We start from the raw sequence: 18,043 nt of genomic DNA on the forward strand, positions 1-18,043 counted from the left end.
CGCCATGAGCGAATTCAAACGTATCCCTCCCGAACAAGCCCAGGCCCTGCGTGAGCAAGGCGCCGTGGTGGTGGATATCCGTGATCCCCAGGCCTACGCGCTGAACCACATCACCGGCGCACGGCACCTGGACAACCACAACATTGCCGATTTCATCCGCGCCGCCAACCTCGACGCCCCCGTGATCGTGGCCTGCTATCACGGCAACTCCAGCCAGAGTGCGGCGGCTTATCTGGTCAGCCAGGGCTTCTCCGATGTCTACAGCCTGGACGGCGGCTTTGAGCTGTGGCGTACGACGTATCCTGCGGAAATGGTTAGCGGCGATTCGCAATAATTTTTTTCAAACCCCGCTACCCCGCGTGACGCTTGGGCTCGCGCCGTTTCTGACGAACGGCGCGCCCAAACTAATTGGGCATCTCGCCTTGACCTCCCGGATTCCCAACTATCATTAAGCGCAGGCCATCCAAAACAGGGGAGAGCCGGTACACCGGCGTGCGGGTCATCGGTAGCGTTTCAGGGTGTTCTGGGGGGAAATGGCCACGGCAAACGCCAATGGCTGCCAGCATCGACTGATTGATCCAGCGTCGGCTCCAGGTATCGAGCGAGGTGACGACGTCATGAGTATTTTTAGCCACTTCCAACAACGCTTCGAGTCCACACAGCAAGAAGAGCTCACGCTGCAAGAGTATCTTGAGCTGTGCAAAAAGGACCGCAGCACCTACGCATCTGCCGCCGAGCGCCTGCTACTGGCGATTGGCGAGCCGGAACTGGTAGACACCGCCAACAACTCGCGGTTGTCGCGAATCTTCTCCAACAAGGTGATCCGCCGCTACCCGGCCTTTGAAGACTTCCATGGCATGGAAGAATGCATCGACCAGATCGTCTCCTACTTCCGCCATGCCGCCCAGGGCCTGGAAGAGAAGAAACAGATCCTTTACCTGCTCGGCCCCGTGGGCGGCGGTAAATCTTCCCTGGCCGAAAAACTCAAGCAACTGATTGAAAAGGTGCCGTTCTACGCGATCAAGGGCTCTCCGGTGTTCGAGTCGCCTCTTGGCCTGTTCAACGCCACCGAAGACGGCGCGATCCTCGAAGAGGACTTCGGCATCCCACGGCGCTATCTCAACACCATCATGTCGCCCTGGGCCACCAAGCGCCTGGCCGAGTTTGGCGGCGATATCAGCCAGTTCCGGGTGGTGAAACTCTATCCGTCGATCCTCAACCAGATCGGCGTGGCCAAGACCGAACCGGGGGATGAGAACAACCAGGATATTTCGGCGCTGGTGGGCAAGGTCGATATCCGCAAACTGGAGGAGTTCCCGCAGAACGACGCTGACGCCTACAGCTACTCGGGCGCACTGTGCCGGGCCAACCAGGGCCTGATGGAGTTCGTGGAGATGTTCAAGGCGCCGATCAAGGTGCTGCACCCACTGCTCACCGCGACCCAGGAAGGCAACTACAACAGCACCGAAGGCCTGGGGGCGATTCCGTTCACCGGCATCTTGCTGGCCCACTCCAACGAATCGGAGTGGCACACCTTCCGCAACAACAAGAACAACGAAGCCTTCATCGACCGGATCTATATCGTCAAGGTGCCGTACTGCCTGCGGGTCAGCGATGAAATCAAGATTTACGACAAGCTGCTGTTCAACAGCTCCCTGGCCAAGGCCCATTGCGCGCCAGACACCCTGAAGATGCTCGCCCAGTTCACCGTGCTGTCGCGCCTCAAGGAACCGGAAAACTCGAATATCTACTCGAAAATGCGCGTTTATGACGGGGAGAACCTCAAGGACACCGATCCCAAGGCCAAGTCGATCCAGGAATACCGCGACACGGCGGGCGTCGATGAGGGCATGAACGGCCTGTCGACCCGCTTCGCCTTCAAAATCCTGTCCAAGGTCTTCAACTTCGACCCCCATGAGATCGCCGCCAACCCGGTGCACCTGCTCTATGTGCTGGAGCAGCAGATCGAACAGGAACAATTCCAGGCTGAAACCCGCGAGCGCTACCTGCGCTTCCTCAAGGAGTACCTGGCGCCACGCTATATCGAGTTCATCGGCAAGGAAATCCAGACCGCTTACCTGGAGTCCTACAGCGAATACGGCCAGAACATCTTCGACCGCTATGTGCTGTACGCCGACTTCTGGATCCAGGACCAGGAATACCGTGACCCGGAGACCGGCGAGATCCTCAACCGCGTAGCCCTCAACGAAGAGCTGGAAAAGATCGAAAAACCGGCCGGCATCAGCAATCCGAAGGATTTCCGCAACGAAATCGTCAACTTCGTACTGCGCGCCCGGGCCAACAACAACGGCAAGAACCCTACCTGGCTCAGTTACGAGAAGCTGCGGGTGGTCATCGAGAAGAAAATGTTCTCCAACACCGAGGATCTGCTGCCGGTCATCAGCTTCAACGCCAAGGCCAGCAAGGAGGACCAGCAAAAACACAACGACTTCGTGACACGAATGGTCGAGCGCGGCTACACCGACAAACAGGTGCGCCTGCTCTCCGAGTGGTACCTGCGGGTTCGCAAATCGCAGTAAGGCAGCGACAAGCGCATGCTGCCGGGCCCCTGGCCTGGCAGCTGACCGCTTGTCTCTAAGCTTCCAGCTCGCGGCTTGAAGCTTGTAACGTGAAGCTGCCCGGAGGGCTCCCTATGAGCTATGTGATCGACCGACGCCTCAATGGCAAGAACAAGAGCACGGTAAACCGCCAGCGTTTCCTGCGGCGCTACCGTGACCACATCAAAAAAGCCGTCGAAGAGGCGGTGAGTCGCCGCTCCATTACCGATATGGAGCACGGCGAGCAGATCAGCATTCCCGGCCGGGATATCGACGAACCGGTACTGCATCACGGCCGTGGCGGCAAACAGACCGTGGTTCATCCGGGAAACAAGGAATTCACCTCCGGCGAACACATCCAGCGTCCTCAAGGCGGTGGCGGCGGCAAAGGCCCAGGCAAGGCCGGCAACTCCGGCGAAGGCATGGACGAGTTCGTATTCCAGATCACCCAGGAGGAGTTTCTCGAATTCATGTTCGAGGACCTGGAACTGCCCAACCTAGTCAAACGCAACCTGACCGGCACCGACACCTTCAAGACCGTCCGCGCCGGCATCAGCAACGAGGGCAACCCCTCACGGATCAACATCATCCGCACCCTGCGTTCGGCCCACGCGCGACGGATTGCCCTCTCAGGCAGCAGCCGCGCCAAACTCAGGGAGGCCAAGGAAGAACTGGCGCGTTTGAAGCGCGAAGAGCCAGACAACTTCGGCGATATCCAGGAAATCGAAACGGAAATCGAGAAACTCAGCGCACGTATTCACCGCGTGCCGTTCCTCGACACCTTCGATTTGAAATACAACCTGCTGGTCAAGCAACCCAACCCCAGCTCCAAGGCCGTGATGTTCTGCCTGATGGACGTTTCCGGCTCCATGACCCAGGCGACCAAGGACATCGCCAAGCGCTTCTTTATCCTGCTGTACCTGTTTCTCAAGCGGAACTACGACAAGATCGACGTCGTCTTCATTCGCCATCACACCAGTGCCCGCGAGGTCGACGAAGAAGAGTTTTTCTATTCGCGGGAGACTGGCGGCACTATCGTGTCCAGCGCGCTGAAGCTGATGCAGGAAATCATGGCTGAACGCTACCCAGCCAACGAATGGAACATCTACGCCGCCCAGGCCTCCGACGGCGACAACTGGAACGACGACTCGCCCGTCTGCCGCGACATCCTGATCAACCAGATCATGCCGTTCGTGCAGTACTACACTTATGTGGAGATTACCCCCCGCGAGCACCAGGCCCTGTGGTTTGAATACGAGCGCATCGGTGAAGCCTTTGCCGACACCTTCGCCCAGCAACAACTGGTCTCGGCCGGCGATATCTATCCGGTCTTCCGTGAACTCTTCCAGCGCAGGTTAGTGACATGACCGCCAAAGAGCATAAGCGCCAACCCATTTCCACAGGGTCCGAATGGACTTTTGAACTGATCCAGGCCTATGACCGGGAAATCAGCCGCATTGCGGCCGGTTATGCCCTGGATACCTATCCCAACCAGATCGAAGTGATCACCGCCGAGCAAATGATGGACGCGTACGCCTCGGTGGGCATGCCCCTGGGCTATCACCATTGGTCCTATGGCAAGCACTTCCTCAGCACCGAAAAGTCCTACACCCGCGGCCAGATGGGGCTGGCCTATGAAATCGTGATCAACTCCGACCCGTGCATTGCCTACCTGATGGAAGAAAACACCATCTGCATGCAGGCACTGGTGGTGGCCCATGCGTGCTATGGCCACAACAGCTTTTTCAAGGGCAACTACCTGTTCCGCACCTGGACCGACGCCAGTTCGATCATCGATTACCTGGTGTTCGCCAAGCAGTACATCATGCAATGCGAAGAGCGCCACGGGATCGACGCCGTGGAAGACCTGCTGGATTCCTGCCATGCCTTGATGAACTACGGCGTGGACCGCTACAAACGCCCCTACCCCATTTCTGCCGAGGAAGAACGGCTACGGCAGAAGGACCGTGAAGAGCATTTGCAAAAGCAGATCAACGACCTGTGGCGCACCATCCCCAAACGCGCCGACAAGAACAGCGACAAGGACAATGCACGCTTCCCCGTCGAACCCCAGGAAAACATCCTGTATTTCCTGGAAAAACACGCGCCGCTGCTGGAGCCCTGGCAGCGGGAAATCGTGCGGATCGTGCGCAAGATCGCCCAGTACTTCTACCCACAACGCCAGACCCAGGTGATGAACGAGGGCTGGGCCACGTTCTGGCACTACACCCTGATGAACGACCTCTACGACGAAGGCCTGGTGACCGACGGCTTCATGATGGAGTTCCTCACCTCCCATACCAGCGTGGTCTTCCAGCCAGGCTTCGACAGCCCCTACTACAGCGGCATCAACCCCTATGCCCTGGGCTTTGCCATGTATCGGGATATCCGGCGCATGTGCGAACACCCCACCGAAGAGGATCGCCGCTGGTTCCCGGAGATCGCCGGCAGCGACTGGCTATCGACCATCAAGTTCGCCATGAGCAGCTTCAAGGACGAGAGCTTTATCCTGCAGTACCTGTCGCCCCAGGTGATTCGCGATCTCAAGCTGTTCAGCATTATGGACGACGACCTCAAGGACGACCTGCTGGTGCCCGCGATCCACGACGAAGCCGGTTACCGCACCATCCGCGAAACCCTGGCGGCCCAATACAACCTGGGCAACCGCGAGCCCAACGTGCAGATCTACAGCATCGATATGCGCGGGGATCGCTCCCTGACCCTGCGCCACCAGCAACATGACCGCAAACCCCTGGGAGAGTCCACGGACGAAGTGCTCAAGCACCTGCACCGGCTATGGGGCTTCGATATCCACCTGGAGACCCTGCAAGGCGACCAAGTGATGAAGACCCACCATGTTCCGCCGCGCAACGAACACAACGACAACGATTACGGCCGCCTGGACCTGGCCGTGGTTCACCTTTGACGCAGCAATGCCTCCATTGGCCTGGCGCAGGCGTTATCCTGTAGGGCTAATGGAGGCTTTTTCATGCAAATCTACACAGTCGGTGGAGCGGTACGTGATCGCTTGCTGGGCATTCCCGTGACCGATATCGACCGGGTCGTCGTCGGGGCCACCACCGAAGAAATGCTCGCCAGGGGCTATCGGCCCGTGGGTTCTGACTTTCCGGTGTTCCTGGACCCAGACAACAACGAGGAGTACGCCCTCGCCCGTACCGAACGCAAAAGCGGCCGGGGCTATGGCGGCTTTGTGTTTCATGCCAGCCCTGACGTCACCCTCGAACAAGACCTGATCCGTCGCGACCTGACCATCAACGCCATGGCCGAAGACGACGACGGCAACCTGACCGATCCGTACAACGGCCAACGCGACCTGCAAGCCCGGGTGCTGCGCCACGTTTCCCCGGCGTTCGCCGAAGATCCCCTGCGTGTACTGCGGGTTGCACGGTTTGCCGCACGTTATGCCAGCCTCGGTTTTACTATCGCCCCCGAAACCCTGGAGTTGATGCGCCAGCTCAGTGACTCCGGCGAACTGGAAGCCCTGACGCCGGAACGCAGTTGGAAGGAAATTTCCCGGGCCCTGATGGAAGATCAGCCGCAGGTATTTATCCAGGTACTGCGCGACTGCCATGCCCTGAAAACCCTGCTGCCGGAAGTGGATGCGCTGTTCGGTGTACCCCAACCCGAAGCCCACCATCCCGAGATCGATACCGGCATCCATACCCTGAGCGTGCTGGAGCAGGCCGCCCTGCACGCCCAACCCCTGACCGTGCGCTGGGCCTGCCTGCTGCATGACCTGGGCAAGGGCCTGACCCCTGTGGATAAGTTACCCAGGCATATCGCTCACGAACAGCGGGGCCTGAAGCTGATCAGGGCGATCAATGAACGCTTCAAAGTGCCAAAAGACTGCCAGGAACTGGCGCTACTGGTCGGCGAGTATCACACCCATGGCCATCGGGCACTGGAGCTGAAAGCCTCGACCCTGCTGGAGTTGCTGCAGAGTTTTGACGTATTCCGCCGGCCACAGCGCTTTGAAGAGTTTGTCGTCGCCTGCGAAATGGACGCGCGAGGCCGCAAGGGCCTTGAGCAGCGAAGTTATCCACAGGCGGATTATTTACGGGGTGCCGCACAGGTGGCACGAGGCGTTGCAGTGGCGCCACTGCTGGAGAAAGGCTTCAAGGGCCCGCAACTGGGCGAAGCCCTCAAGCGCGAACGGCTCAACGCCCTGAAAGCCTACAAAGAACAGCATTCAGTGTAGGAGCGGGCTTGCCCGCGATGGCGTCAGGAGTATCACCGCAAGCCAGCGGGCGCCATCGCCGGCAAGCCGACGCCTACAGGTCCGGGGTGAGCTGCTGGTCGCGCCATTTGAAGGCAACCGGGGCCAGCACCTGATCGATCTGCGCGTCGCGCCACAACGCGGCAAACGTCTTGCCCACTTCGGGATGCACGCGCTCGGGCGCCATCAACGACAGCGGCCACAGCACAAAGGCGTTCTTCAGGATTTCTGCGCGTGGCAACACCAGCCCATCGAAATTACCCGTCAGGTCGCCATACAGCAACACATCGATATCCAGGGGCAGGCCCTTGCGATCTGGCGCATAACGGCCATTGTCGGCCTCGATGGATTTCAAGCGGCGATCCAGCTCCATCAACGGCAAATCGGTGTACGCCGAGACCACCAGGTTGAAGAACGGCCCGCTCTTGATCCCCACCGGCTGACTTTCAAATACGGCGGAACAGCGCATATCGGTCAAAAAGCCATCCAACGCCTCAAGACCCGCATGCAAATGGGGCTCGCGCTCGATATTGCTGCCAAGGCCAAGGTAAACCTGAGTTAGCGACATCCGCGCTCGATCTCCACGCCCACGCCCTTGGCAGCCGGGACGGCACCGGGCTTGGTCAACTTGAGGCGCAGCCAGGGGATCTGGAATTCTTCCATCAAGACCTGCGCCAGGCGTTCGGCGAACGTTTCCACCAGTTGGAATTGCGCCTGCGCGGCAAAGGCCTGGATGCGCGTGGAAACACTGGCGTAATCGAGGGCCAGGGTCAGGTCATCACCGGCTGCGGCCGGGCGATTATCCCAGGCGAAACTCAGGTCCAGGCGCAGGCATTGACGGATACCTCGCTCCCAGTCGTAGGCCCCGATCACGGTGTCGACTTCCAGGCCTTCGATAAACACTCTGTCCAAGCACTCTTCTCCACAGCACGACAAGGGCGCAATGCCCCGTTAGAATCAAGGCGTCCTCGCCCGGAATAGTTAGCATGTCTTGGTTACTGGCGACCCTCGCCTACCTGCTCGGCTCGCTGTCCTTTGCCATCTTGCTCAGCCGCCTGACGGGAAGTCCCGACCCGCGCATGGGTGGCTCAGGCAATGCCGGCGCCACCAATATGTTGCGCCTGGCCGGCAAGAAACTCGCCGTACTCACGCTGCTTGGCGACGTCTGCAAAGGCCTTTTACCCGTACTGATCGCCGACCTCGCCGGCCTTTCCCTGCAACAACAGGCCTGGATCGGCGTGTGTGCCGTGCTCGGCCATCTGTTCCCGCTGTACTTTCGCTTTCGCGGTGGCAAGGGCGTCGCGACGGCGGCCGGCATGCTGCTGGGGATCTATCCACCGGCGGCGCTGCTGGCGGTGCTCGCCTGGCTGCTGACGTTCTACCTGACCCGCACCAGCTCCCTCGCGGCTTTGATCGCCACCCCCCTGACCCTGCCATTGCTGGCCTGGCAGGAGCCTGCGGCCCTGCTGCCGATGAGCGTACTCACCCTGCTGATTGTATGGCGCCATCGCGGCAATTTACGCGACCTGTTTGCCGGGCGCGAACGGCATTTTTAAATACGCCCGCTGAACCCGGCTCATGTTCGTCGCTCACAACGGCGGCAACTGCTCCATCGGCCAGCGCGCCTGCACGCTGATGGCCAGGCTCTCATGCTGGCCAGCCTGCAAGCGCTGGCAGCCGGCGAAGGCAATCATCGCGCCGTTATCGGTGCAGAACTCGGGGCGCGCGTAGAACACCTCGCCCTTGAGGTCGCCGAGCATCTTTTCCAGTGACAGGCGCAACGCCTTGTTCGCACTGACGCCTCCAGCGATGACCAGGCGCTTCATGCCGGCCTGCTTCAAGGCGCGCTTGCACTTGATGGTCAAAGTCTCCACCACCGCCTGCTGGAACGCCAGAGAGATGTCGCAACGGGCTTGCTCGCCGTCGTCCCCGGCACTGACGCTTTGCTGCCAGGTGTTCAAGGCAAAGGTTTTCAGGCCGCTGAAGCTGAACATCAGGCCAGGGCGATCGCACATCGGACGCGGGAAGGTATAGCGCCCGGGCACGCCTTTTTCGGCAAGGCGCGCGATTTCCGGGCCGCCGGGATAATTGAGGTCCATCATCTTGGCGGTCTTGTCGAACGCTTCACCGGCAGCATCGTCCAGGGTTTCGCCCAAAAGCGTGTACTGACCGATTCCGTCGACCTGAACCAGCTGCGTATGGCCTCCCGAAACCAACAAAGCGACGAACGGGAACCCAGGCGGGTTTTCTTCCAGCATCGGTGCCAGTAAATGGCCTTCCATATGGTGCACGCCAAGGGCTGGAATGCCCCAGGCAAATGCCAGCGCCTGGGCACAGGAAGCCCCAACCAGCAGGGCCCCGACCAATCCTGGGCCGGCGGTGTAGGCGATGGCATCGATCTCGGTGGCAACGCAATCGGCCTCGTCCAGCACCTGGCGAATCAATGGCAACATGCGTTTGACGTGATCACGGCTGGCGAGCTCCGGCACCACGCCGCCATAGGCCCGATGCAAGTCGATCTGACTGAACAGTGCATCGGCCAAAAGCCCGCGTTCACTGTCGTAAAGCGCGACGCCGGTCTCGTCGCAGGAGGTTTCTAAGCCCAGTACTAACATGGGTTTGCGCCTTGTAGAGGCTGAATTTGAAGGCGCGCATAATAGTCGCCACTTCCCTTCCCGACTAGCGGTTTTCGATCAGAGGCTTTGCATTCCGGGCAATGAGGGGTTAACATCCGCAACCCTTAAAAACCGACGACCTCAGCCGCGAATTTTTTGCGACGAGAACGTTGATTCCCGGTAATGAAAGAAGGTAGCTCTGGATGCCAGCCGTCAAAGTAAAAGAGAACGAACCCTTCGACGTAGCTCTGCGTCGTTTCAAGCGCTCCTGCGAAAAAGCCGGTGTTCTGGCTGAAGTTCGTAGCCGCGAATTTTATGAGAAGCCAACTTCTGAGCGTAAGCGTAAGGCAGCAGCCGCTGTTAAGCGTCACGCCAAGAAAGTTCAGCGCGAACAGCGCCGCGCCGTTCGTCTGTACTAATACACAGACGTTCGTAGCAAGCTTCTGCCAAGCCCGGCCCTCAGCCGGGCTGTTGGCATTTGCGGATATCGCTTGATGCTTCACCGTCGACGCCGCCCATGCGACCGAGACAAAGCTTCACACGTCAGGACTGGCTCTTTTGCCAGCGGTGCACGTCTCTTCTGACGAGCCTATCAAGGCTACTGACGAGCACACTTATTTTCCAGGCAGGCGATCAATAGGTCGACTGTGCCCCATGATGAGCTTCCGAGGCCGCCATTGGCCGTGACCGGACTCCAGGGCAACACTTTCAAACACGTCGAAGACTGATTGGAACTAACGTCAGTGAATGCTCGACAGATACACTTCCTGACAGCCCAAACAGACAATCGATGATCAAGCCGCCGCTATCGGGCGCCTTGAGTGCGTCACGGGCCCTCATTTACACGCAGTGATGACGAGAACGCCATGGCCGGGCTAATTCCCCAGAGCTTTATTGACGACCTTCTGAACCGCACCGACATCGTCGATGTTGTCAGCTCGCGCGTGCAAATGAAAAAGGCCGGCAAGAACTACACCGCCTGCTGCCCGTTCCACAAAGAAAAGACCCCATCGTTCAGCGTCAGCCCTGACAAGCAGTTCTACTACTGCTTCGGCTGCGGCGCGGGCGGCAATGCCCTGGGCTTTATCATGGACCACGACAACCTGGACTTCCCCCAGGCCGTCGAGGAACTGGCCAAAGCCGCCGGCATGGAAATCCCCCGCGAAGAAAGTGGTCGACCGCACAAACCGCGCCAACCCACCGACTCGCCGCTGTACCCGCTGCTCACCGCCGCCGCCGAGTTCTATCGCCAGGCCCTGAAAAGCCATCCGCAACGCAAGGCCGCCGTGGACTACCTCAAGGGCCGTGGCCTGACCGGGGAAATCGCCCGCGACTTCGGCCTGGGCTTCGCCCCGCCAGGCTGGGACAACCTGTACAAACACCTGAGCAGCGACACCCTGCAGCAAAAAGCCATGATCGACGCCGGCCTGCTGGTGGAAAACGCCGAGACCGGCAAGCGCTATGACCGTTTCCGCGACCGGGTGATGTTCCCGATCCGCGACAGCCGTGGCCGCATCATCGCCTTTGGCGGCCGGGTACTGGGTGACGACAAACCCAAATACCTGAACTCCCCGGAAACCCCGGTGTTTCACAAGGGCCAGGAACTCTACGGCCTGTTTGAAGCGCGCAAGAATAACCGCAACCTCGATGAAATCATCGTGGTCGAAGGCTATATGGACGTCATCGCCCTGGCCCAGCAAGGCCTGCGCAATGCCGTGGCGACCCTCGGCACCGCTACCAGCGAAGAACACATGAAGCGCCTGTTTCGCGTGGTGCCCAGCGTGCTGTTCTGCTTCGACGGCGACCAGGCCGGCCGCAATGCCGCCTGGCGTGCCCTCGAAGCCACCCTGTCGAGCCTGCAGGATGGGCGCCGCGCGCGCTTCCTGTTCCTGCCCGAAGGCGAAGACCCGGACACCCTGGTGCGCTCCGAAGGCACCGATGCGTTTCGCGCACGTATCCACCAGCACGCACAACCGCTGGCCGATTACTTTTTCCAGCAATTGACCGAAGAGGCCGACCCGCGCTCCCTCGAAGGCAAGGCCCACATGGCCACCCTCGCAGCACCGCTGATCGACAAGGTGCCCGGCGCCAACCTCAAGGCCCTGATGCGCCAGCGCCTGCTGGAAATCACCGGCCTGAGCGGCGAGGCGGTCAGCCAGCTGGTGCATAGCGCGCCCCAGGAGGCACCACCGGCCTACGACCCGGGCTTTGACTACGACGCCATGCCGGACTACGCCGACTTTCACCAGCCTCAAGAAGCCTTTGTGCCTCAACAGGACTGGACACCGAAGAAACCCGGTGCCGGCGGCAAGAAATGGGACAAAAAGCCCTGGAGCAAAAACGGCAAGCGTGGCGACCGCGACGAGGCCTACGCCCCGCGCACGCCGGTGGCCGTAGAGGCCCCGACGCTGATTGCCCTGCGCACCCTGATCCACCACCCGCAATTGGCGGGCCGGGTGGAAAGCGCCGAACATTTTGCCAATGAGAGCAATACCTATGCCCAGGTGCTGATTGCCCTGATCGAGGCCGTGCAGAAAAATCCTAAGCTAAACTCAATCCAGTTGATGGCCCGCTGGCATGGCACCGAGCAAGGGCGTCTTTTGAAAGCACTCGCAGAAAAGGAATGGTTAATTGACGGCGACAACCTTGAACAACAGTTTTTAGACACCATTACAAGGTTATCTGCGGGTCAACATACGCAGACCCTCGATGAGCTCATCAAGAGAGCAAGGCAGCCGGGATTGTCGGCTGAAGAGCAAATTCAGATAGCAAAACAGATGCGCGACCTCTTAAAACAGAATGTTTCCGCATCAAACCCGACCTCAGCTGGCGTGTGAGGTCATAGCTCGGGTATAATCCTCGGCTTGTTTTTTGCCCGCCAAGACCTTCAGTGGATAGGGTGTTATGTCCGGAAAAGCGCAACAGCAGTCTCGTATCAAAGATTTGATCCTCCTTGGTCGTGAGCAGAAGTATCTGACTTACGCAGAGGTCAATGACCACCTGCCTGAAGATATTTCAGATCCAGAGCAGGTGGAAGACATCATCCGCATGATCAATGACATGGGGATCCCCGTACACGAGAGTGCTCCGGATGCGGACGCCCTTATGTTGGCCGACTCCGATACCGACGAGGCAGCCGCTGAAGAAGCAGCTGCCGCGCTGGCAGCGGTGGAGACCGACATCGGTCGCACGACTGACCCTGTGCGCATGTATATGCGCGAAATGGGTACGGTAGAGCTACTGACACGGGAAGGCGAAATCGAAATCGCCAAGCGTATCGAAGAGGGCATCCGTGAAGTGATGGGCGCGATCGCGCACTTCCCAGGCACGGTTGACCACATTCTCTCCGAGTACACCCGCGTGACCACCGAAGGTGGCCGCCTGTCCGACGTCCTGAGCGGTTATATCGACCCGGACGACGGCATTACGCCGCCGGCTGCCGAAATTCCGCCGCCTGTCGACCCGAAAGCCGTGAAAGCGGACGACGAAACCGACGACGACGAGGCTGAAGCCAGCACCGACGACGAAGAAGAAGTCGAAAGCGGCCCGGATCCGATCATCGCAGCCCAGCGCTTTGGCGCGGTCTCCGATCAGATGGAACTGGCGCGCAAGGCCCTGAAGAAGCACGGTCGTGGTAGCAAGCAGGCAACCGCCGAACTGCTGGCCCTGGCCGAGCTGTTCATGCCGATCAAACTGGTACCGAAGCAATTCGAGGGCCTGGTTGAGCGGGTTCGTAGCGCCCTTGAGCGTCTGCGTGCACAAGAGCGGGCGATCATGCAGCTCTGTGTCCGTGATGCGCGCATGCCGCGTGCCGACTTTCTGCGCCAGTTCCCGGGCAATGAAGTCGACGAAAGCTGGACCGACGCACTGGCCAAGGGCAAAAGCAAATACGCTGAAGCCATTGGTCGCTTCCAGGCCGACATCGTTCGTTGCCAGCAGAAGCTGACTGCATTGCAGACCGAAACCGGTCTGACGATTGCCGAGATCAAGGACATCAACCGTCGCATGTCGATCGGCGAGGCCAAGGCCCGCCGCGCGAAGAAAGAGATGGTTGAAGCGAACTTGCGTCTGGTGATCTCCATCGCCAAGAAGTACACCAACCGTGGCCTGCAATTCCTCGACCTGATCCAGGAAGGCAACATCGGCTTGATGAAGGCTGTGGACAAGTTTGAATACCGTCGCGGCTACAAGTTCTCGACCTATGCCACCTGGTGGATCCGTCAGGCGATCACTCGCTCGATCGCCGACCAGGCCCGCACCATCCGTATTCCGGTGCACATGATCGAGACCATCAACAAGCTCAACCGTATTTCCCGACAGATGTTGCAGGAAATGGGTCGTGAACCGACCCCGGAAGAGCTGGGCGAACGCATGGAAATGCCTGAGGATAAAATCCGCAAGGTATTGAAGATCGCTAAAGAGCCGATCTCCATGGAAACCCCGATCGGTGATGACGAAGACTCCCACCTGGGTGACTTCATCGAAGACTCGACCATGCAGTCGCCAATCGATGTCGCCACCGTTGAGAGCCTCAAGGAAGCGACGCGCGACGTACTGTCCGGCCTCACTGCCCGTGAAGCCAAGGTACTGCGCATGCGCTTCGGCATCGATATGAATACCGACCACACCCTTGAGGAAGTCGGTAAGCAGTTTGACGTGACCCGCGAGCGGATCCGCCAGATCGAAGCCAAGGCGCTGCGCAAGTTGCGCCACCCGACGAGAAGCGAGCATTTGCGCTCCTTCCTCGACGAGTGATCACAAAACCCCCAGGCCCTGGCCTGGGGGTTTTGCTTTGTGCAGATTAAATCCTCCCCGCTTCACTCCCCCTCGCAATGCCCGTCTACACTCGAAACATTCCCCGTGCCATAACGAGACCGTTATGCCCAGACTGCCGGCCGTGCTACTGCTGTCGCTGCTGACCTGGACCGCAACGGCTGGCGCGTTGACTCTCACAGATGAAGAGCATGGCTGGTTGGCGGCCCACCCTGAGTTGCGCCTTGGCGTTGATGCGTCATGGCCGCCGTTTGAGTATCGTGATGAAGAAGGCCGCTACCAGGGCCTGGCCGCTGACTATGTACGACTGATCCAGGAACGTCTGGGCATCAAGATCAAATTGATCGAGCCCGCCAACTGGAGCGCGCTTCTGGAGCAGGCCAAGAACAACCAGCTCGACCTGTTGCCGGGCATCATGTCCACCCCGGAGCGCCAGGGTTTCCTGGCATTTTCCCGGCCTTACCTCGACTTTCCCATCGTCATTCTCGCCCACGAAGGCGGTGCCCAGCCCCGCGCCCTCAAGGACTTGTATGGGCTGAAGATCGCCGTGGTGGAGAACTACGCGCCCCACGAGCTGCTGCGTACCCACCATCCCGACCTGAACCTGGTAGCACTGCCCAACGTCAGCTCGACCTTGCAGGCCCTGGCCACCGATGAGGTGGACGCCGTTGTCGGGGACCTGGCCTCCAGTGTCTGGAGCCTGCGCCAACTCAAGCTCGACGGCTTATATGTCAGTGGCGAAACGCCTTATCGCTACCAACTGGCAATGGCCGCGCCCCAAGAAAACAAAATGCTGATTGGCATCCTGGATAAAGTTCTCGCCGACCTCAGCCTCAGCGAAGTTGACGAGATCCAGGAGCGCTGGGTCGGCAATGTCATCGATCACCGGACCTTCTGGAGCGACTTGCTGCTCTACGGCCTGCCTGCCGTACTGCTGTTGAGTACCGTGCTGGCCATCGTCATTCGGATCAACCGCCGGCTCAGTTCGGAAATTTCCCGCCGGGTGGCCCTCGAACAAGAACTGCGCAGCAGCGAATACCACTACCGGGGACTGGTGGAAAGCCTGTCCGCCATCGCCTGGGAAGCGGACATCAGCGACTTCACCTACAGCTATGTGTCACCCCATGCCGAGGAACTCCTGGGCTACCCCCGTGCTCACTGGCTGATCCCCGGTTTCTGGCGCAACATCATCCACCCCGCCGACCTGACCCGCGCCGATACCTTCTGCCAGCAGGAAACCCACGCCCACCGTGATCACAGCATCGATTACCGGGTGATCACTGCCGACGGCCGTTGCCTGTGGGTCAGGGACATTGTCAGCCTGATCAAACATGGGCATGAGCCCGTCATGCGTGGCCTGATGATCGATATCAGCGAAGCCAAGCGCACCGAGGAAGCGCTGCAGCTTTCGCAAGAGAAGTTTGCCTCGGTGTTCCAGCAATGCCCGGACATATTGGTGATCGCCCGCCTGTCCGATGGCTGCCTGCTGGAGGTCAACAAAGCCTTCGAGGACCAGATTGGCCTGAGCGCCGTAGACGTCATCGGCAAGACCGCCACCGAGCTGAACATCTGGGGCATCCCGGGAGTGGGCCCCAACCTGCTCAAGCGCGTGCAGAGCAGCAGCATCCGCAACCTGGAGATGCCGTTCCTGCGCAGTAACGGCCAGGCGTTTATCGGGCTGATTTCTGCCGAACCCTTCCAGCTCGATACCATCGAAGCGCTAGTGGTCGTGGTACGGGATATCACCCAGCTCAAAGAAACCCAGCAACGGCTGCAAACCTCCGAAGAGAAATTCGCCAAAGCCTTCCACGCCTCGCCCGACGGCTTATTGCTGACTCGCCAGCACGATGGCCTGCTGCTGGAGGTCAACGAAGGCTTTAGCCGCATCACCGGTTTCAACAGTGCGATGTCCCTGGACCAATCGACCCTGGACCTGGGGATCTGGGTGGACTTGAATGAACGCAAGCACATGCTCGACCTGCTGCAGCGCGACGGCCTGGTGCGTGATTTCGTCTGCCATATCCGCCGCAGTGACGGGCAGATCCGCCTGTGCGAAGTGTCCAGTCGCCCACTGCCCATCGGGGATGACGACTGCATGCTGACCATCGCTCGCGACATTACCGAGCGCCAGTTGATGCAGGAAAAACTGCAACAGGCCGCGACGGTTTTCGAGAGCACTGCCGAAGGCGTCTTGATCACCGATACCCGGCAGAACATCAGCGCGGTCAATCGCGCCTTCAGCGAAATCACCGGCTACAGCGAAGCCGAAGCCCTGGGCCATACCCCGCGCCTGCTGGCTTCCGGCATGCACGACAGCGCATTCTACGCAGCCATGTGGCATCAACTGACCGCCAACGGCCACTGGCAAGGCGAGATATCCAACCGGCGCAAGAACGGCGAGCTATATCCCAGCTGGCTGACCATCAGCGCCGTGCGCAACCACGAGCAGTCCATCACCCACTTCGTGGCGGTATTTGCCGACATCTCCAGCCTCAAGCACGCCCAGGCACGGCTCGACTACCAGGCGCACCACGACCCGCTCACCGGCCTGCCCAACCGCACCCTGTTTGAAAACCGCCTGCAGACCGCCCTCAACACCCAACAGGAAACCGGCAGCCAGGGCGCAGTGCTGTTTCTCGACCTCGACCGCTTCAAACACATCAACGACAGCCTCGGCCACCCGATTGGCGACCTGCTGCTCAAAGACATCGCCTTGCGCCTCAAGGAACAACTGCGCGATATCGACACCGTGGCGCGCCTGGGCGGTGACGAATTCATCATCCTGCTGCCCGGCCTGCAACAAGCCAGCGACGCCCAGCACCTGGCCAATAAACTGCTGGCCTGCTTCACCCTGCCCTTCCAGGCTGGCGAACACGAGTTCTTTATCAGCGCCAGCATCGGCACCAGCTTCTACCCACAGGATGGCATCGACGTCGCCACCCTGGTCAAAAACGCCGATGCCGCCATGTACCGCTCCAAGGCCAAGGGCCGCAACCGGGTCGAACGCTACACCCAGGACCTGACCGCCCAGGCCAACGAGCGCGTCGCCCTCGAACACGAACTGCGCCGGGCCATGGAACGCGAAGAATTGTTTCTGTATTACCAGCCCAAGTGGAGCCTGGAGACCCAACAACTGATCGGTGCCGAAGCCCTGCTGCGCTGGCGCCATCCCACCTTTGGCGACGTGCCTCCCGAACACTTCATCGCCCTGGCCGAAGAGAACGGCATGATCCTGCAAATCGGCGACTGGGTCCTGGAACAGGCTTGTCGGCAACTGCATCAGTGGCGCAAGTCCTACGACGACTTTGGCCCGCTCTCCGTCAACCTCGCCGGCGCCCAACTGCGCCACCCCAACCTGCTGGGGCGCATCGAGCAACTGCTGCGCGACAACCGCCTGCAACCCAATTGCCTGCAACTGGAGATCACCGAGAACTTCATCATGAGCCAGGCCGAAGAAGCCCTGGAAGTGCTGCATAAACTCAAGCGCCTGGGCGTACAACTGGCCATCGACGACTTCGGCACCGGCTATTCCTCCTTGAGCTACCTCAAGCGCCTGCCCCTGGACTTCCTGAAAATCGACCAGTCCTTCGTCCGCGGCCTGCCAGACGACCCCCACGACGCCGCCATCGTGCGCGCCATCATTGCCCTGGGCCACAGCATGCAATTCACCATCATCGCCGAAGGCGTGGAAACCCCCGCCCAGCAAGCCTTCCTCGCCGACGAAGGCTGCGAACAAATGCAAGGCTACATCGTCAGCCTGCCCCTGCCTCCCGACATCTTCGCCGCGACCTTCCTTCACATGACCCATTCGGATTTTTCGGATAGCACAGTGGAGAAACCATCGTTATAATCCGCGACCT

13 protein-coding genes are annotated in these 18,043 nt (G+C 59.9%); 10 read left to right on the forward strand and 3 right to left on the reverse strand.

All coding sequences use genetic code 11. From position 1 onward, the window contains the following. The first annotated feature begins 4 nt into the window (after positions 1–4). The 5 genes from glpE to BLL38_RS08990 all read left to right on the forward strand — a co-directional run bounded on the left by glpE (position 5) and on the right by BLL38_RS08990 (position 6,777). A complete protein-coding gene (gene glpE, locus BLL38_RS08970; RefSeq protein WP_076962235.1) occupies positions 5–334 on the forward strand; it encodes a thiosulfate sulfurtransferase GlpE in 330 nt (109 codons plus the stop codon). A gap of 283 nt (positions 335–617) precedes the next feature. Then, positions 618–2,540: a PrkA family serine protein kinase gene (locus tag BLL38_RS08975; RefSeq protein ID WP_076962236.1), complete on the forward strand. Its 1,923-nt coding sequence runs from the start codon at positions 618–620 to the stop codon at positions 2,538–2,540. A gap of 113 nt (positions 2,541–2,653) precedes the next feature. Then, on the forward strand, positions 2,654–3,925 hold the full coding sequence (locus BLL38_RS08980; protein ID WP_076962237.1) for a YeaH/YhbH family protein: 1,272 nt from the start codon (positions 2,654–2,656) through the stop codon (positions 3,923–3,925). Further along, positions 3,922–5,484: a SpoVR family protein gene (locus tag BLL38_RS08985; protein WP_038443818.1), complete on the forward strand. Its 1,563-nt coding sequence runs from the start codon at positions 3,922–3,924 to the stop codon at positions 5,482–5,484. The genes BLL38_RS08980 and BLL38_RS08985 overlap by 4 nt, the downstream gene beginning before the upstream one ends. A 63-nt stretch (positions 5,485–5,547) precedes the next feature. Further along, positions 5,548–6,777, forward strand: coding sequence for a multifunctional CCA addition/repair protein (locus tag BLL38_RS08990; RefSeq protein ID WP_076962238.1), 1,230 nt, complete (start codon positions 5,548–5,550; stop codon positions 6,775–6,777). A 73-nt stretch (positions 6,778–6,850) separates the two neighbouring features. Here the strand turns inward: BLL38_RS08990 and folK are convergent, their stop codons facing one another. After that, positions 6,851–7,363: a 2-amino-4-hydroxy-6-hydroxymethyldihydropteridine diphosphokinase gene (folK, locus tag BLL38_RS08995; RefSeq protein ID WP_076962239.1), complete on the reverse strand. Its 513-nt coding sequence runs from the start codon at positions 7,361–7,363 to the stop codon at positions 6,851–6,853. Further along, positions 7,354–7,707, reverse strand: a complete 354-nt coding sequence (gene folB, locus BLL38_RS09000; protein WP_076962240.1) for a dihydroneopterin aldolase — start codon at positions 7,705–7,707, stop codon at positions 7,354–7,356. Before folB ends, folK begins: the two co-directional genes overlap by 10 nt. Positions 7,708–7,781: 74 nt before the next feature. Here folB and plsY point away from each other — a divergent pair, with 74 nt between their 5' ends. Next, on the forward strand, positions 7,782–8,351 hold the full coding sequence (gene plsY / locus BLL38_RS09005) for a glycerol-3-phosphate 1-O-acyltransferase PlsY (RefSeq protein WP_076962241.1): 570 nt from the start codon (positions 7,782–7,784) through the stop codon (positions 8,349–8,351). Between the two features lie 33 nt (positions 8,352–8,384). Here plsY and tsaD read toward each other — a convergent pair whose 3' ends face one another. After that, positions 8,385–9,410, reverse strand: coding sequence for a tRNA (adenosine(37)-N6)-threonylcarbamoyltransferase complex transferase subunit TsaD (gene tsaD, locus BLL38_RS09010; RefSeq protein ID WP_076962242.1), 1,026 nt, complete (start codon positions 9,408–9,410; stop codon positions 8,385–8,387). Between the two features lie 203 nt (positions 9,411–9,613). Here tsaD and rpsU point away from each other — a divergent pair, with 203 nt between their 5' ends. The 4 genes from rpsU to BLL38_RS09030 all read left to right on the forward strand — a co-directional run bounded on the left by rpsU (position 9,614) and on the right by BLL38_RS09030 (position 18,033). Next, a complete protein-coding gene (gene rpsU, locus BLL38_RS09015; RefSeq protein ID WP_002551877.1) occupies positions 9,614–9,829 on the forward strand; it encodes a 30S ribosomal protein S21 in 216 nt (71 codons plus the stop codon). Between the two features lie 447 nt (positions 9,830–10,276). After that, on the forward strand, positions 10,277–12,247 hold the full coding sequence (gene dnaG / locus BLL38_RS09020; RefSeq protein WP_076962243.1) for a DNA primase: 1,971 nt from the start codon (positions 10,277–10,279) through the stop codon (positions 12,245–12,247). 67 nt (positions 12,248–12,314) lie between these two features. Next, positions 12,315–14,165, forward strand: coding sequence for an RNA polymerase sigma factor RpoD (gene rpoD / locus BLL38_RS09025; protein WP_076962244.1), 1,851 nt, complete (start codon positions 12,315–12,317; stop codon positions 14,163–14,165). 124 nt (positions 14,166–14,289) lie between these two features. After that, positions 14,290–18,033 carry an EAL domain-containing protein gene (locus BLL38_RS09030; protein ID WP_076962245.1) on the forward strand — a complete coding sequence of 1,248 codons (3,744 nt, stop codon included), beginning with the start codon at positions 14,290–14,292 and terminating at the stop codon, positions 18,031–18,033. Positions 18,034–18,043 lie beyond the last annotated feature (10 nt).

This window comes from Pseudomonas gessardii, from assembly GCF_001983165.1.
In the GTDB taxonomy this organism is placed as follows: domain Bacteria; phylum Pseudomonadota; class Gammaproteobacteria; order Pseudomonadales; family Pseudomonadaceae; genus Aquipseudomonas; species Aquipseudomonas gessardii.

Coding starts and splice junctions, on each gene's coding strand:
- glpE (WP_076962235.1), top strand. CDS start 5: ATGAGCGAATTCAAACGTATCCCTCCCGAACAAGCCCAGGCCCTGCGT.
- BLL38_RS08975 (WP_076962236.1), top strand. CDS start 618: ATGAGTATTTTTAGCCACTTCCAACAACGCTTCGAGTCCACACAGCAA.
- BLL38_RS08980 (WP_076962237.1), top strand. CDS start 2,654: ATGAGCTATGTGATCGACCGACGCCTCAATGGCAAGAACAAGAGCACG.
- BLL38_RS08985 (WP_038443818.1), top strand. CDS start 3,922: ATGACCGCCAAAGAGCATAAGCGCCAACCCATTTCCACAGGGTCCGAA.
- BLL38_RS08990 (WP_076962238.1), top strand. CDS start 5,548: ATGCAAATCTACACAGTCGGTGGAGCGGTACGTGATCGCTTGCTGGGC.
- folK (WP_076962239.1), bottom strand. CDS start 7,363: ATGTCGCTAACTCAGGTTTACCTTGGCCTTGGCAGCAATATCGAGCGC.
- plsY (WP_076962241.1), top strand. CDS start 7,782: ATGTCTTGGTTACTGGCGACCCTCGCCTACCTGCTCGGCTCGCTGTCC.
- tsaD (WP_076962242.1), bottom strand. CDS start 9,410: ATGTTAGTACTGGGCTTAGAAACCTCCTGCGACGAGACCGGCGTCGCG.
- rpsU (WP_002551877.1), top strand. CDS start 9,614: ATGCCAGCCGTCAAAGTAAAAGAGAACGAACCCTTCGACGTAGCTCTG.
- dnaG (WP_076962243.1), top strand. CDS start 10,277: ATGGCCGGGCTAATTCCCCAGAGCTTTATTGACGACCTTCTGAACCGC.
- rpoD (WP_076962244.1), top strand. CDS start 12,315: ATGTCCGGAAAAGCGCAACAGCAGTCTCGTATCAAAGATTTGATCCTC.
- BLL38_RS09030 (WP_076962245.1), top strand. CDS start 14,290: ATGCCCAGACTGCCGGCCGTGCTACTGCTGTCGCTGCTGACCTGGACC.